This window comes from Kineococcus xinjiangensis (genome assembly GCF_002934625.1).
In the GTDB taxonomy this organism is placed as follows: Bacteria; Actinomycetota; Actinomycetes; order Actinomycetales; family Kineococcaceae; genus Kineococcus_A; species Kineococcus_A xinjiangensis.
Genome location: NZ_PTJD01000012.1, coordinates 65,490 through 78,731, shown reverse-complemented (window position 1 = coordinate 78,731; position 13,242 = coordinate 65,490). Strand labels below are relative to the sequence as shown.

The window sequence follows — 13,242 nt, the reverse complement described above, 5'->3', positions numbered from 1 at the left end:
TCCCCCGGCTTGCGGCGCTCCGGAGCCGTCCCCGACCGGGCGTCAGGGCAGGGGCCGCGGCAAGGCGAACCTCGTCGTCACCCGGTGCGCGAACAGCACCGAGTCCGGCGGGCGCACCGCGAGGCCGGGGAAACCCGCCGCGGCGAGCAGTCCCCCGGGAGCGGGAGGCACCCCCACCTCGTCGAGGGCGAGCACCTCAGCCCGCTGCAGCGGCCACGGCTCGTGCTCGTTCGCCACCCACCAGGTGCGGCCGGCGTGGGCGACGTGCAGCCCGAAGCGCGCGGTGAGGAAGTGCGCGAGCGGGGCGTCGGCGGCGTCCGCGGGCAGGTCCTCCCCCACCCGGACGACGATCCTGCTGCGGACGCCGCGCAGGCCGGGCCAGCGGCTGCGGGCCGTCCACACCAGCTCCCGGGCCCCCGCGCGGGTGCGTTCCGCCCCGCGCATCCGCGCCCACCGGTACGGCAGGCCGAACGCCGCCCGCGCGCCCAGGACGGCGCCGAGGCGGGAGGCGTCGAGGCTGGCGAACACCACCCCCCGCCGCCCCGCCGCGTCGCGGGAGTACATGCGGACGTTCGTCTCCCAGAACGTCCCCAGCCACGGCACGGCCGGGCCCCGGGCGGGGCCGAGCCCGACGAGGCGGAAGGGGATGAGGCCGACCCAGCTGCGGCCGCCGTGCTCGTCGGGGACCGTGCCCGGGGGCAGGTGGGGCGCCACCGCGCCGGGATCGACGGCCCAGTGCAGGAAGGCCACGTCGCACCAGTGCTGGCGCATCATCACGGGCCCGCGCAGCGGCGGGGCCTCGACCGGGAGGGGGGTTTCCACGTGCGGATCCTCCCCGAGCACCCGCGGTCGTGCAGCCGGGGCGGAGTGCCCGGCGGGGACGTTGCGCAGGCGACGCGCCGGCGTGTCGCGGCCGAACGTCCCCGCCGGGCACCACCACTCCGCACCACGCGTCGCGTCCGCGGGCAGCCCCGGCGGGGCGCTCACAGCCTCCGGAGCAGGGCGGCGTGGAAGTCGAGCGCCCGCAGGTAGGTGGGCACCCGGATCCGCTCGTCGCGGGCGTGCAGGGTGGCCCGCTCCTCCGCGGTGAGGTCGAACGGCTGGAACCGGTACACGCCGTCGCTGATCGCGCAGTAGTGGCGGCTGTCGCTGGCCTGCAGCATCACGTAGGGCACGACGACCGCCTCGGGGAACACCTCGGCCACGGTGGCGCTCAGCAGGTTCCACACCTCCCCCTCGGCCGGCGACACCGCGGAGGGTTCCGTCGCCTGCACCACCTCCACCGCCACCCCCGCGTCGCGGACGGCACGGCGGATGTGGCCGACGGCGGCCTCGACCGTGGAGCCGGGCGCCACCCGCACGTTGACGGCCGCCGCGGCGTCCTCGGCGAGCACGTTCGGGGCGGCGCTGCCCCGCAGCTGCGTGACGGCCTGGGTGGTGCGCACGAACGCCGCGGGAACCCCGCCCGCCCGGGCCAGCAGCGCCGCCAGCGGGCGCCCCGTGACCCGGAGGTTCTCGTACACCCACCGGTGCGGTGGCCCGGCGTGCGGGGCGACGGCGGCGAGCATCCGGCGCATCGTCGCGTCCACGCGGGCGGGGTGGGGGTGGCGGTCGAGGCGGGCCACCGCCCGCGCCAGGCGCGCGGTGGCCGTCACCCGCGGCGGCATCGCGGCGTGCCCACCGGGTTCGGAGACCCGCAGCACGACCGTGGCGATGCCCTTCTCCGCCACGCCCACCACAGCCAGGGGGACCCGCACCCCGGGCAGGATGCCCTCGACGACCGCCCCGCCCTCGTCGAGCACCAGCCGCGGGCGGGCACCGCGCGAGCGGAGCAGCGACACGACGGCCGGTGCGGCGGGGCCGGCGATCTCCTCCTCGTGGCCGAAGTGCAGGTAGACGTCGTGGCGGGGGCGGAAGCCCTGGGCGGCGAGCCGCTCCACGGCACCGAGGAGGGAGGCGAGGACCCCCTTCATGTCGAGGGCGCCGCGGCCCCAGACGACGCGGTCCGTACCCTCCCCGGTGACCTCCCCCGCGAAGGGCGGGTGGGTCCAGCCCTCCCCGTCCGCGGGCACGACGTCGTAGTGGGCCAGCAGCACCGCCGGTTGCCCCGCCTCGCGACCCGGCCACCGGTAGAGGGCGGTCCGGCCCGCGACGAGTTCGCGGTCCAGCACCTCGTGCGCCCGCGGGTAGAGGCCGGGCAGCGCCTCCAGCAGCGCGTCGAAGGCGGCCCAGTCGGTGGCGTCCGGCTCGATGCGGGAGACGGTGGGGAAGCGCAGCAGGGCGCGCAACCGCTCGACGGCGGCCTCCTGCTCCGCCGCAGCACCGGTCCCCGCGGCCTGGGTCACCCGGCCATCATGCCGGGAACCTCACGCCGGGACGAGGCCCTGCGACTCCCCCGCCGCCGGCGGCGCCCCTGCCAGTTCCCACGAGGCCAGGCAGGCGGCGGCGCTGAGGGTGGCGCGGTGCAGGCACTCCTCCAGCCCCGCGCCGTCCAGGCTCGCGGCGAGGAAACCCGCGAAGAAGGCGTCGCCGGCGCCGTTGGTGTCGACCACCTCGGGAACCTCCGCGGCGGGCACGTGGCGCAGTTCCCCGCCCCGTTCCGCGGCGAGGGCGCCGCGTGCTCCCTGCGTGCAGACCACCAGTCGCTTGCCCGCCGCCACCTGCGCCCGCACGAAGGCCTCCGGGTCGGCGAGGCGCTCGTCGCTGAGGAACACCACGTCCGCGGCGGCGAGGAACTCCTCGTGGAACGTGCTGGAGCCGTCGTAGTCGTGCAGGTCGCACCAGACCTCCTTGCCGGCCGCCCGTGCCGCGGGGAGGGCGGCGCGGGTGTGGTCGGCGAGGTCCGCCACGACCACGTCGGCCGCGGCGATCGCGGCGCGCTGCCGCTCGCGGCACTCCCCCGTCGTGTCGGGCGCGGCCTCGGGGAGGGTGAGGTACACCGACAGGCGGCGCCCCCTCGCGTCCATGAGGTTGGCGTGCCGCTCGGTGCCCTCGGTGCTGCGGCGGGCGAGGACCTGGACGCCGGCGCCGCGCAGTTCTCGCAGGACCCGCTCCCCCGCGGCGTCGTCGCCGAGCAGGGTGGAGAGCGTCACGTCGACGCCGAGCCGGCGCAGGTTCAGCGCCTTGCCTGCGGAGGTCCCGCCCAGCGTCTCGTGGTGCCGTTCGGCGAAGACGGTGTGGGGGCGCGGCTCGGGCAGTTCCGGAACGTGGACGAGCAGGTTCCAGGACACCGGGCCGATGACGTGCACTCGTGGCATCGGCAGATCGTGCAGCGGGTGGCAGCCGGCGTCCAGTGCTGGGCGGGGCGGGCTGGAAACCTTGCAGCGCCGCTGCCCCGCGCCGAGACCGGGACCGGGACCGGGACCGGCTGAGGCTGGCCCGAACGGGGTCCCGCGGGTGAGGATGGTCCCCGGCCCGGTGGGCCGGGGACGGGTGGACGGCATCGGGCGGGAGGTCGGACGTGACGGCAGGCGACGCCCTGACGGGGCTGCTGCGCCTCCTCGGCGCGCTCGCGGTCGTGACGCTGCGGATGACGGCCCTCGTGCTGCGGCTCTCCCTGGCCCTGGCCGCCGGCCTGCTGTCCCTGGCCGGCGTCGGACGGGGCGGCCGCGGCGAGCGGCGGCGCAGGCGGGGCGGGTCCTTCGCGCGGGGCTACCGCGCGGGCCGGCGGCTCTGGCGCTGAGGCCCACCGCCGAGGCCCACCGCGCGCCGGGGATCGGCACGCGGTGGGCGCGACCTCAGTAGCGGAAGCGGGAGACCAGCGACTGCAGCTCGTGCGCCATCGCGCTGAGCTCGGTGGCGGCGCGCTGCGACTGCAGGACGCCGTCGGTGGTCACCTGGGAGGCCGAGGCGAGGCCGGCGATGTTCGCCGCGATGCCGCCCGCGCCCTCGGCCGCCGCGGAGACGCTGCGGTTCATCTCACCGGTCGTGGCGGTCTGCTCCTCCACCGCGCTGGCGATGGTGGTCTGGTACTCGTTGATCTGGGCGATGATCGAGGAGATCTCGCTGATCGCGGTGACCGCGCCCTGGGTGTCGGTCTGGATGGCGTGGACCCGCGCGGAGATGTCCTCCGTGGCGCGCGCGGTCTCCTGCGCCAGCTCCTTCACCTCGCTGGCGACGACCGCGAACCCCTTGCCGTAGTCACCGGCGCGGGCGGCCTCGATCGTCGCGTTCAGCGCCAGGAGGTTCGTCTGCTCCGCGATGGAGGTGATGACGCCGACGACCGTGGCGATCTCGCGGGAGGAGTCACCCAGCTTGCCGACCTGCGCGGTCGTCGCCTGCGCGACGCTCACGGCGCTGGCGGCCACCCGGGCGGCCTCGTTGGCGTTGTGGGCGATCTCCCCGATGGAGATGCCCATCTCCTCCGCGCCCTTGGCGACCGTGGACACGTTGCCGGAGACCAGCCCGGCGGCGTCCGAGACGCCCTGCGCCTGGGAGGCGGCCAGGTTGGCGGAGGTCGCCATGGTGTCGGAGGTGGAGGCGAGCTCCTCCGCCGCGGCGGCGACGGAGTGCGCGGACGCCGACACCGACGCGACCACCGAGCGGACGCCCGTCTGGGCCTCCTCCAGGGCGCGGGCCATGACGCCGACCTCGTCGCGGGAGGTCACCGGCGCGGGCACCGTGAGGTCGCCGTCCGCCATCGCCAGCAGCGACTTCCGCACGAGGCGCAGCGGCCGGGTGATGGAGGTGACGACGACGTGGGCGAGCACGCACAGCAGGACGGCGGCGATGCCGACGGCGACCCACATGACCTGCTCCGCGCGGGTGCGGCTCTCGTTCGCCGCGGTCTCGGCGCGGGCGATGGTGTCCGCGAACAGGGCCCGCTCGTTCGCCAGGACGGCGCTCACGAGGTAGTTGTCGACGTCGATCTGCTCCCACGCCAGCCGAGCCGCGCCGGGGTCCTGCGCGGCTCCCGCCACGTAAGCCTTGATGGTGGTGGTGTACTCCGCGTAGACGCCGGTGAGGCGGTCGACGGCCGCGGACTCGGCCTCCGGCAGCGGAACGGCCTTCAGCTCGGCGAGGAGGGCCTCCGCGTCGGTGATCTTGTCCTGGAGGAGGGCCCCCTGCACCGAGGGGTCCTCGCGGACGATGGCCTGCAGCCCGTTCACCTTCAGCTCGCTGGCGACCCGGTCGAGCTGCAGGACGGTCGCACCGGCGAGGTTGAGGTCCTTCAGCTGGGTGGCCGTGGCGTCCGCGATGCGGCCGTTGTAGGTGGTCACGCCGAGACAGGTGGACAGCGCCAGCAGGGACGCAGCGACGAGCACGGTGAGCTTCTTGCGCACCGGCAGGTCGGTGAACGCCGCGGCGATGCGGTTCCCGCTGCGGGCGGGGGCGGTCGGGGTGCTCATGCGCGGGGCTCCTGGGATGCGGGGGGAGTGGTCGTCATCGGGAGCCTCAGCCCTTGACCTGCTCGGCGGTGTAGTACCCGCCGTCGACGAGGATCCGCTCGTAGTTGGTGGCGTCGACGTTGACCGGCTGGAGCAGGAAGGTCTTCACCTTCTTGACGCCGTTGTCGTACTGCTCGGTGTCGTTCACCATCGGGGTGCCTCCGGTGAGCAGCGAGTTCGTCATCTGCACCGCGACCTTGGCCAGTTCCCGGGTGTCCTTGTACACGGTCTGGGTCTGCTCGCCGCCGGCGATGAGCTTCACGGAGTCCAGCTCGGCGTCCTGGCCGGTGAGGACCGGCAGCGGCTTGCCGCCGGGGCCGTAGCCCGCGCTCTTCAGCGCGTCGAGGATGCCGCGGGTGATCCCGTCGTACGGGGAGAGCACGGCGTCCACCCGTGCGGAGGAGTAGGTGCCGGCGAGGAGCCCCTCCATGCGGGCCTTCGCCACGTCGCCGCTCCACTGCTGGGTGGCGACGTCCGCGAACTGCGTCTGCCCGCTGCGCACCACGAAGCGGCCGGAGTCGATGTGCGGCTGCAGGACGCTCATCGCCCCGTTGAAGAAGAACGTGGCGTTGTTGTCGTCGGCGGAACCGGCGAACAGCTCGACGTTGAACGGGCCGGGGCCGGCGCCCTCGAGGGCCTGCACGACGGCCCCGGCCTGCTGCACGCCGACCTTGAAGTTGTCGAAGGTCGCGTAGTAGTCGATGTTCGGGGTGTCGCGGATGAGCCGGTCGTAGGAGATGACGGGGATGTCCGCGTCCGCCGCCTTCTGCAGCACCGCCTTCAGCTGCGAGCCGTCGATGGCCCCGACGACGAGGGCCCGTTCCTTCTTGTCGACCATGTCGCCGATCTGCGCGATCTGCTCCTGGACGTCGTCGTCGGCGAAGCGCAGGTCCGTCTCGTAACCGAGCGCCTCGAACTGCTTGACGATGTTCTCCCCGTCGGAGATCCACCGCTGGGACAGCTTGGTGGGCATCGCGATCCCGATCGTGCCCTTGCTCGTCACGGCGGCGGGCTCGACGGTGGCGGCCGGGCTGGAGCAGGCGGTGCCCGCCAGTGCCAGCGCGGCGGCGGCCACGGCCAGGCGCATCAGCGCGTGCGGGCGGGGTGCGTAGGGGCGGCCCATGCGTCCTCCAGCGTCATCGGTGGAGGACCGGCGCCCCCCGTCCCCTCATCGGCAGGGCACCGGAGCTGGTTGAGCATCCAGGAGCGCCTTCCCTCCCCCGGTCGGACGTCGCCCGGACGGCCGACTCAAGCGGCTCCGGCCCCGGACCGATGATCACGGGTGGGTGGACTGCGCCACCCCGCCCGGCGGAGTCGCCGGTGACTGCAACGGCACCGCCATCGAGACGGCGGTGGCCGCGGAACTGGAGCGGCATGAGCGCGAGGAAGGCGGCGGGGCCGGCAGCCCGGCGCGAGCCTGCCCTCCCGGGACCGGTGGCGGCCGTGCGGCCGGTGGCGGTCGAGGGCCCGGGCCCGCTCGAGGTGGCGCTGGGCGAGGCCCTCGCCGAGGCCCTCGCCGAGCGCGACGCGGCCCGCGCCGAGCTCGCGGCGGCGGAGTCGCGGCGGGCGCTGCTGGAGGCCGCCGTGGAGTCCCTCGACGTCGGGGTGCTCGTGGCCGGTCCCGACGGGCGGATCGCCCTGGTCAACCGCACCGCCCGCCGCTGGCACGGCACGGAGGCCGACGCCCCCGACGCGGCCGTGCCCGCACCGGAGCGCTGCCACGTGTACGAGGTCGACGGGGTCACCCGCCTCAGCGCCCGCCGCTCCCCCCTGCACCGCGCCCTGCACGACGGGGAGGTCAGCGGCCAGGAGGTCGTCATCGCTCCCCCCGACGCCCCCACCACCACGGTCGTCTGCTCAGGGCGCGCCCTCACCGGCCCCGACGGCACCGTCCTGGGCGCCGCGGTGACGCTCACCGACGTCACCGTGGACCGCGCCCGGGAGGAGGCCCTGCGCGCCGCGCACGACCGGCTCAGCGAGCGCGGCGAGGAGCTCGACGAGACCGTGCGGGAGCTGACGCGCTCCAACGCCGACCTGGAGGAGTTCGCCGCCGTCGCCAGCCACGACCTCAGCTCGCCGCTGCGGGCGGTCGCCGGGTACCTGGAACTGCTCGGCGAGGTCCACGGCCACTCCCTGGACGAACGGGCCAACGAGTGGATCGACGCGGCCCTGCGCGGCACCCTGCGGATGCAGGAGCTCATCACTGCGCTCCTCGCCCACGCGCACGCCGGCGCCTCGGAGCACCCCCGGGAACTCACCGAGGTGCGGGAGGTCCTCGACCAGGCCGTGCTCGACCTGCGCGGGCGGCTGCGCGGCACCGGGGCGCGGGTGGTCAGCGACGGCCTGCCCCAGGTGCACTGCAACCCCGTGCTGCTGCAGCAGCTCCTGCGCCACCTCATCGGCAACGCCCTCGACCACCGCTCCCCGCAGCACCCCTGCCGCATCAAGGTCAGCGCGGAGCTCAGCGAGGACCGCTGGGTGTTCTCCGTCGCCGACAACGGCATGGGCATCCCGCCCGGGGAGCGCGAGCGCCTCTTCAGCCTGTCCGCGATGCTGGAGCAGGCGGCCCGCACGGGGCAGGGCATCGGGCTGGCGACCTGCCAGCGCATCGTCGAGCGACACGGCGGGCGCATCTGGGCGGAGGACGGCGCCAGCGGCGGCACCGTCATCCGCTTCACGATCCCGCAGCGGCAGCCGGGGCGGAACTAGGTGTTCTGACCACTGAGGTTGGTGACGCGGGAGGCGGGCGGTAGCCCGCCGAGTGCGGTGTGGTGACGGAGGGGGCACCTCCCGCTCGCGGGGGAACGACCAAGACCCACCTCGCTGTCGACGGGCGCGGCCGCCCGCCGGCGATCGTGCTGACCGCCGGCAACATCAACGCTCCCCCGCAAGCGGGCGGTACCCCCACCACCATTCTGCCGACCCTGCTCAGCCGGATTCGCGTGCTTCGTCGCAGCCCAGGACGGCCCAGAACCCGTCCCCCCGATCGAGTCGTCGGCGATGAGGGCTACAGCTCCCGCACCAACCGCCACTACCTCGCCTCCCGCGGGATCGCCGTCACGATCCCGGAACGCGATGACCAGCTCGCCAACCGCGCCGCGCTGCTACTGGCCTCGCCTCTGCTCTGGCTGAAGTGAAGACCCATCAGACATGACCTACGGCGTCTGCAGCGGCCCCGGCGCGAGGAGCACCTCGTCGTCGGGAACGGCGCCCGAGGGAGTACCGGACACGATCACCGTCGCTCGCTCCCAGGGGCGGTCCTGCTCCAGGAAGGGCAGTTCCTCGGCCATCCACTGGTGCCAGAAGGCGACCGTCTCCGCCGCGTCGCCGTTGACGCCCAGGGCGGCGTCGCGGGCGATGCCGCGGCGCTCCGCCTCCTGGAAGTCGGACTGCACCCACACCGACGCGTCGAGCAGCCCGGACACGGCGCGTTGACTCGAACCCACCCCCTCGACGATCACGAGGTCGAGCCCGGCGGGCACCTCGATCGCGCCGTCGCGTCCGCGGGCCTCCCAGGCGGAGGGGCGGTAGCGCACCGCCTCGCCCCGTCGCAGCGGCTCCAGCACCCTCTGCACCAACAGCGGCGCCCACCCGAAGTACGACTCGTGCCAGGAGATGTCGTCGATGTGGACGACGGCCGAGGCCGGGACGGCGGCGTGCAGGCGGTCGGCCAGGGTGGACTTGCCCCCGGCGCTGCGGCCGTCGACGGCCACGATGCGCGGGCGGCCCGCGGGCACCGGCGCCTGGTGCAGCAGCCGGAGCAGCTCTCCGAAGGATGCGGTGGCCCACGGACCGGCGGGCGGCTCACCGGGGGGCAGTGTGATCGTCATGGACCCAGCATGCCCGGCGGCGGAACCTCCCGGACGGGGGGTCACCTGGGCGGCCCGTCCCCGGCCACCGTGACGACGAGGTCGTGCCAGTCCTTGTGCGGTTCCGGGGCCGAGGCGGACATCACGTGCTTGAGCTGCGTGTACTCCTCCAGGCTGTAGGTGCTCATGTCCTTGGCCGAGCCGGAGGCCTTGTACCCGCCGTGCGGCATCTCGCTGATGATGGGGATGTGGTCGTTGATCCACACGCAGCCGGCCTGGATCTCCGCGGCGGCGCGCTGGGCGCGGAAGACGCTGCCGGTCCAGGCGGAGGCGGCCAGGCCGTAGCGGGTGTCGTTGGCCAGCGCCAGGCCCTCGTCGTCGCCGTCGAAGGGCAGCGCCACCAGGACCGGCCCGAACACCTCGTCGCGCACGATCTCGGAGTCCTGCGCGGCGCCGACGAGCAGGGTCGGCTGGTAGTAGGCGCCGCGGGCGAGTTCCCCGGTTCCGGGCGCACCGCCGGTGACGACCTCCGCCCCGGCGTCGCGGGCGCGGTCGACCATCGCCGCGACGCGGTCGCGGTGGGCGGTGCTGATGAGGGAGCCGAGGTCGGTGGCGGGGTCGTCCACGGCGCCCACCACCACGCCCGCCATCAGTTCGGCGACGCGCTCGACGAAGGCGTCGTAGTGGCGGCGCTGGACGTAGGCGCGGGTGGCGGCGGTGCAGTCCTGCCCGGCGTTGATCAGCGAACCGGCGACGGCGCCGCGGGCGGCGGCCTCCAGGTCGGCGTCGTCGAAGACGAGGAAGGGCGCCTTCCCCCCGAGTTCGAGGTGGACCCGCTTGATCGCACCGGCGGCGGTGGCGGCCACCTGCCGGCCCACGGCGGTGGAACCCGTGAAGGAGACCATGTCGACGTCCGCGTGGGCCACCAGCGCGGAGCCGACGGTGGAACCGTGGCCGGTCACGACGTTGATGACGCCGTCGGGGATGCCCACGCGCTGGGCGGCCTCCGCGAAGAGGACGGACGTGATCGGGGTGAGCTCGGACGGCTTCAGCACGATCGTGTTGCCGGCTGCGACGGCGGGCAGGATCTTCCAGCCCGCCATCTGGAAGGGGTAGTTCCACGGGGAGATGGAGCCGATCACCCCGATGGGCTCGCGGCGGATGCTGGAGGTGTGCTGGCCGGAGTACTCCGCCGACGCCTTGCCGTCGAGGTTGCGGGCGGCCCCTGCGAAGAACGAGACGTTGTCGATGGTCCCGGGGACGTCGAACCCGGCGGCGAGCTTGATGGGCTTGCCGCCCTGCGCGCTCTCCAGCGCAGCCAGTTCCGCGGACATGCCCTGCAGTTCCGCGGCCAGCGCGTGCAGCAGTTCCGAGCGCCGCGCCGGGGTGGTGCGCGACCAGCTCCGGAACGCCGCACGGGCGGCCGCCACCGCCTCGTCGACGTCCGCGGGCGAGGCGTGCACGTCCTCGGCGAGCCGCTCGCCGTTGGAGGGGTTGACCACCACGAGCTCCTCGGCGGACGTGCCCCGGCGCCGGCGTCCCCCGATGAACTGCTGCCCTGCGACGTCCACGGAAGCGGTCATGGTCTGGTGCTCCTTCGAGCGGGAGTTCGAGCGGTGGATCGGGATCAGGTCGGCGGTGGGACGCGCCCGGTCCGGACGGAGGACAGCGGCGGTCGTCTCCCCGCTCACCCCCAGGCGCGGGAGTTCGCCTCAAAGCTCTCCCGGTCGCTGTGCAGCGGTATGACGCAGAGGAGGTGGCCCCCGGGCGCCCGCAGCGTCCGGCAGTCGAGCCACCGCTGGACCTCCACCGCCCCGAGGCGCACCAGCCGTGCGGTCTCGGCCTCGACGTCGTCGGTCTCGATGTCGAGGTGGTAGCGGGGCTGGTCGTCGACCGCCTGGACCGATGTCACGACGTTCGGAACCGCTCCGGGCAGGGAGGTGAACTGCTCCTCGCCGGGGACCGGCAGCGCCGGCACCCCCAGCGCCGACGACCAGAAGGCCGCAGCGGACGGAGCGTCCTCGCGCGGTACGTCGATCAGGAGCGTCGAGACGCGGCTGCGGTGCACCCGGCGAGGGTAGCGACCCACCCGGCGCGACCCCGTGCTCCCGGGGTCCGGGGACGTCGGCTCAGCGCCCCTCGGCGCCGTCCGCCACCCGCTCCGCGCCCACGCGCTCGGCGCCGGCTCCCGTCGGCTGCGGGTCCTGCCGCCCCGGCTCCAGCACCCCGGCGCGCACGACGAGGTTGCGCCCCGCCCGCTTCGCCGCGTAGAGGGCGCGGTCGGCGCTGCCGATGAGGTCCTCCGGCTCCAGCATCCCCGGGCGCAGCTCCGCCACGCCGATGCTCGCGGTGGCCGACGGCGCCGCGTCCGGGCCCCGGACGCCCTCGATGGCGGCGCGGATGCGCTCGAACAGGACCGCGGCGTCGTCCTCCGCGGTCTCCGGCAGCATCACGGCGATCTCCTCGCCGCCGTAGCGGTACACGCGGTCGGAGGAGCGCAGCTGCGCACCGACCACCTCGGCGACGAGCTTCAGCCAGGCGTCGCCGGCCAGGTGCCCACCGGTGTCGTTGATCTTCTTGAAGTGGTCCAGGTCGATCATGCCGAGGCTCAGCGGGCGCCCGTGCCGGGTGCTGCGGGCCCACTCCACCGACATCTCCTCCTGCATGGTGTGGCGGTTCCCGAGGCCGGTGAGCTGGTCCTTCGCGGCGCGCTCGCGGGTGGCCTCGTGCAACTGCACCGCCTCCCAGTGCGCCGCCGCGCTGACGGTCAGGGTCTCCAGCGCGGTGCAGCCCGCAGGCGTCCCCGCCCCGTCCGCCAGGGCGTCGGGGAAGGCGACGTGCAGGACGGCGAGCACCTGCCCGGACCCGATGAGGGGCAGGGCGACGTGGTCCGGCCCCTCGCGCCGGCGGCCGTCGGTGGCCGCGGCCGCCACCACCTCCGCGTGCTCGTCGGTGCACGCCTGCAACGGGTCCGACCACGCCACGCAGCCGTGCGGCCCCTGCTCGGTGCGCACCCACAGCGACCCCAGCCCACCCGTCAGCTCGGCGCTGCTGCGCACCACGAGGCCCGCCAGCGCGGCCGAGGAGGTGCAGGCGGCCATCGCACGGCCCGCGGCCAGCACCGCCTCCAGCTGCTCGCGGGAACGGCGCACGTCCGCCTGCTGCGCCTGGGAGGTGGCGCGCTCGCGGTCCAGGTCCTGCGACAGCTGGACCAGGGCCGCGACCACGTCGTCCAGCTCCCCCGCGCCGGAGGCGGGCAGGTCACCCAGCACCTCGCCGCGGTGGATGCGGGCGATGGCGCCCTCCACCAGCTGCACCGGCGCCTCCAGCAGCTCCACCAGCCGGCGGGTGCGGCGCAGCAGCACCGCCACGGCCAGCGCCCCCAGGATCACCTGGGACAGCGCGAGGCCCTGCAGCGCGCGCTGCTGCACGCGCATCGCCGCATCGCGGCCCGCCGCAGACACCGCCACCGCGTCGGCGGAGACCCGCCGGTAGACGTCGAAGCTCTCCTTGCCCTGCACCAGGAACCGCGCGGTGTCCGCGACGGGCGCACCCACGGGCCGCTGAAGCGCAGGCTTCGCCCACTGCTGCTGCCACGACTGCTGCGCCAGCGCGAGGTCCACCAGCCGCGAGGCCAGCTCGTCGTCCGCGTGCAGGTGCCCGCGCAGCCGGGCCTGCGCCCCCGCCGCCGCGTCGCGGCCGGACTCGTAGGGCTGCAGGAACCTGCGGTCACCGGTGGCCAGCCACGCCCGCAGGCCCGTCTCCTGGTCGAGCATCGCCTCGTGGCTCACGCGCAGCTCACGGGTGATCGCGGTGTAGTCCTGCACGCGCGGCTGGGTGACGCCCAGCACGTAGGTCGTCACGGTCAGCATGAGGAGCACGGCCCCCACGACGGCCGCCAGGAGGCTGCGCACGGTGCCGCGCACGGCTCCGAGCAGGCTGGACCCGCGGGAGCCCGGAGGGGCGCCCGCTCCGGGGCCGACGACGCGGAGGAGTCTCACACTCCGGTGATCGGCACGCCCGCGCCGCCGCCTGAGGTCCCCCGT

12 protein-coding genes are annotated in these 13,242 nt (G+C 74.9%); 3 read left to right on the top strand and 9 right to left on the bottom strand.

Annotation, left to right across the window (positions count from 1 at the left end; all coding sequences use genetic code 11):
* Positions 1-42: 42 nt before the first annotated feature.
* The 3 genes from CLV92_RS15760 to CLV92_RS15750 all read right to left on the bottom strand — a co-directional run bounded on the left by CLV92_RS15760 (position 43) and on the right by CLV92_RS15750 (position 3,257).
* Positions 43-822: a YqjF family protein gene (locus CLV92_RS15760; RefSeq protein WP_245886876.1), complete on the bottom strand. Its 780-nt coding sequence runs from the start codon at positions 820-822 to the stop codon at positions 43-45.
* A 161-nt stretch (positions 823-983) separates the two neighbouring features.
* Positions 984-2,345, bottom strand: coding sequence for a M20/M25/M40 family metallo-hydrolase (locus tag CLV92_RS15755; protein WP_104434258.1), 1,362 nt, complete (start codon positions 2,343-2,345; stop codon positions 984-986).
* A gap of 21 nt (positions 2,346-2,366) precedes the next feature.
* Positions 2,367-3,257, bottom strand: a complete 891-nt coding sequence (locus tag CLV92_RS15750) for a carbohydrate kinase family protein (protein WP_104434256.1) — start codon at positions 3,255-3,257, stop codon at positions 2,367-2,369.
* Positions 3,258-3,460: 203 nt separating this feature from the next.
* Between CLV92_RS15750 and CLV92_RS15745 the strand changes: the two genes are divergently transcribed.
* A complete protein-coding gene (locus CLV92_RS15745) occupies positions 3,461-3,682 on the top strand; it encodes a hypothetical protein (protein WP_104434254.1) in 222 nt (73 codons plus the stop codon).
* Positions 3,683-3,737: 55 nt separating this feature from the next.
* Here CLV92_RS15745 and CLV92_RS15740 read toward each other — a convergent pair whose 3' ends face one another.
* Entirely contained in the window at positions 3,738-5,348 is a 1,611-nt protein-coding gene (locus CLV92_RS15740) for a methyl-accepting chemotaxis protein (RefSeq protein ID WP_104434252.1), read from the bottom strand.
* Between the two features lie 46 nt (positions 5,349-5,394).
* Positions 5,395-6,510: a multiple monosaccharide ABC transporter substrate-binding protein gene (gene chvE, locus CLV92_RS15735; RefSeq protein ID WP_211291174.1), complete on the bottom strand. Its 1,116-nt coding sequence runs from the start codon at positions 6,508-6,510 to the stop codon at positions 5,395-5,397.
* A 251-nt stretch (positions 6,511-6,761) separates the two neighbouring features.
* Here chvE and CLV92_RS15730 point away from each other — a divergent pair, with 251 nt between their 5' ends.
* Both CLV92_RS15730 and CLV92_RS21065 read left to right on the top strand, forming a co-directional pair.
* Complete coding sequence (locus tag CLV92_RS15730; protein ID WP_146099587.1) at positions 6,762-8,096, top strand: sensor histidine kinase; 1,335 nt, start codon at positions 6,762-6,764, stop codon at positions 8,094-8,096.
* A gap of 146 nt (positions 8,097-8,242) precedes the next feature.
* Positions 8,243-8,524: a hypothetical protein gene (locus CLV92_RS21065; RefSeq protein WP_146099586.1), complete on the top strand. Its 282-nt coding sequence runs from the start codon at positions 8,243-8,245 to the stop codon at positions 8,522-8,524.
* Between the two features lie 18 nt (positions 8,525-8,542).
* Here the strand turns inward: CLV92_RS21065 and CLV92_RS15725 are convergent, their stop codons facing one another.
* The 4 genes from CLV92_RS15725 to CLV92_RS15710 form a co-directional block, all read right to left on the bottom strand.
* Positions 8,543-9,217, bottom strand: a complete 675-nt coding sequence (locus CLV92_RS15725; protein WP_245886874.1) for a uridine kinase family protein — start codon at positions 9,215-9,217, stop codon at positions 8,543-8,545.
* Between the two features lie 41 nt (positions 9,218-9,258).
* Positions 9,259-10,779 (bottom strand): gamma-aminobutyraldehyde dehydrogenase, encoded by a 1,521-nt coding sequence (locus tag CLV92_RS15720; protein WP_104434373.1) that lies wholly within the window; start codon positions 10,777-10,779, stop codon positions 9,259-9,261.
* Between the two features lie 104 nt (positions 10,780-10,883).
* Positions 10,884-11,264, bottom strand: coding sequence for a VOC family protein (locus tag CLV92_RS15715; protein WP_104434248.1), 381 nt, complete (start codon positions 11,262-11,264; stop codon positions 10,884-10,886).
* A 61-nt stretch (positions 11,265-11,325) separates the two neighbouring features.
* Positions 11,326-13,122 (bottom strand): sensor domain-containing diguanylate cyclase, encoded by a 1,797-nt coding sequence (locus tag CLV92_RS15710; RefSeq protein ID WP_158257282.1) that lies wholly within the window; start codon positions 13,120-13,122, stop codon positions 11,326-11,328.
* Positions 13,123-13,242: the final 120 nt, after the last annotated feature.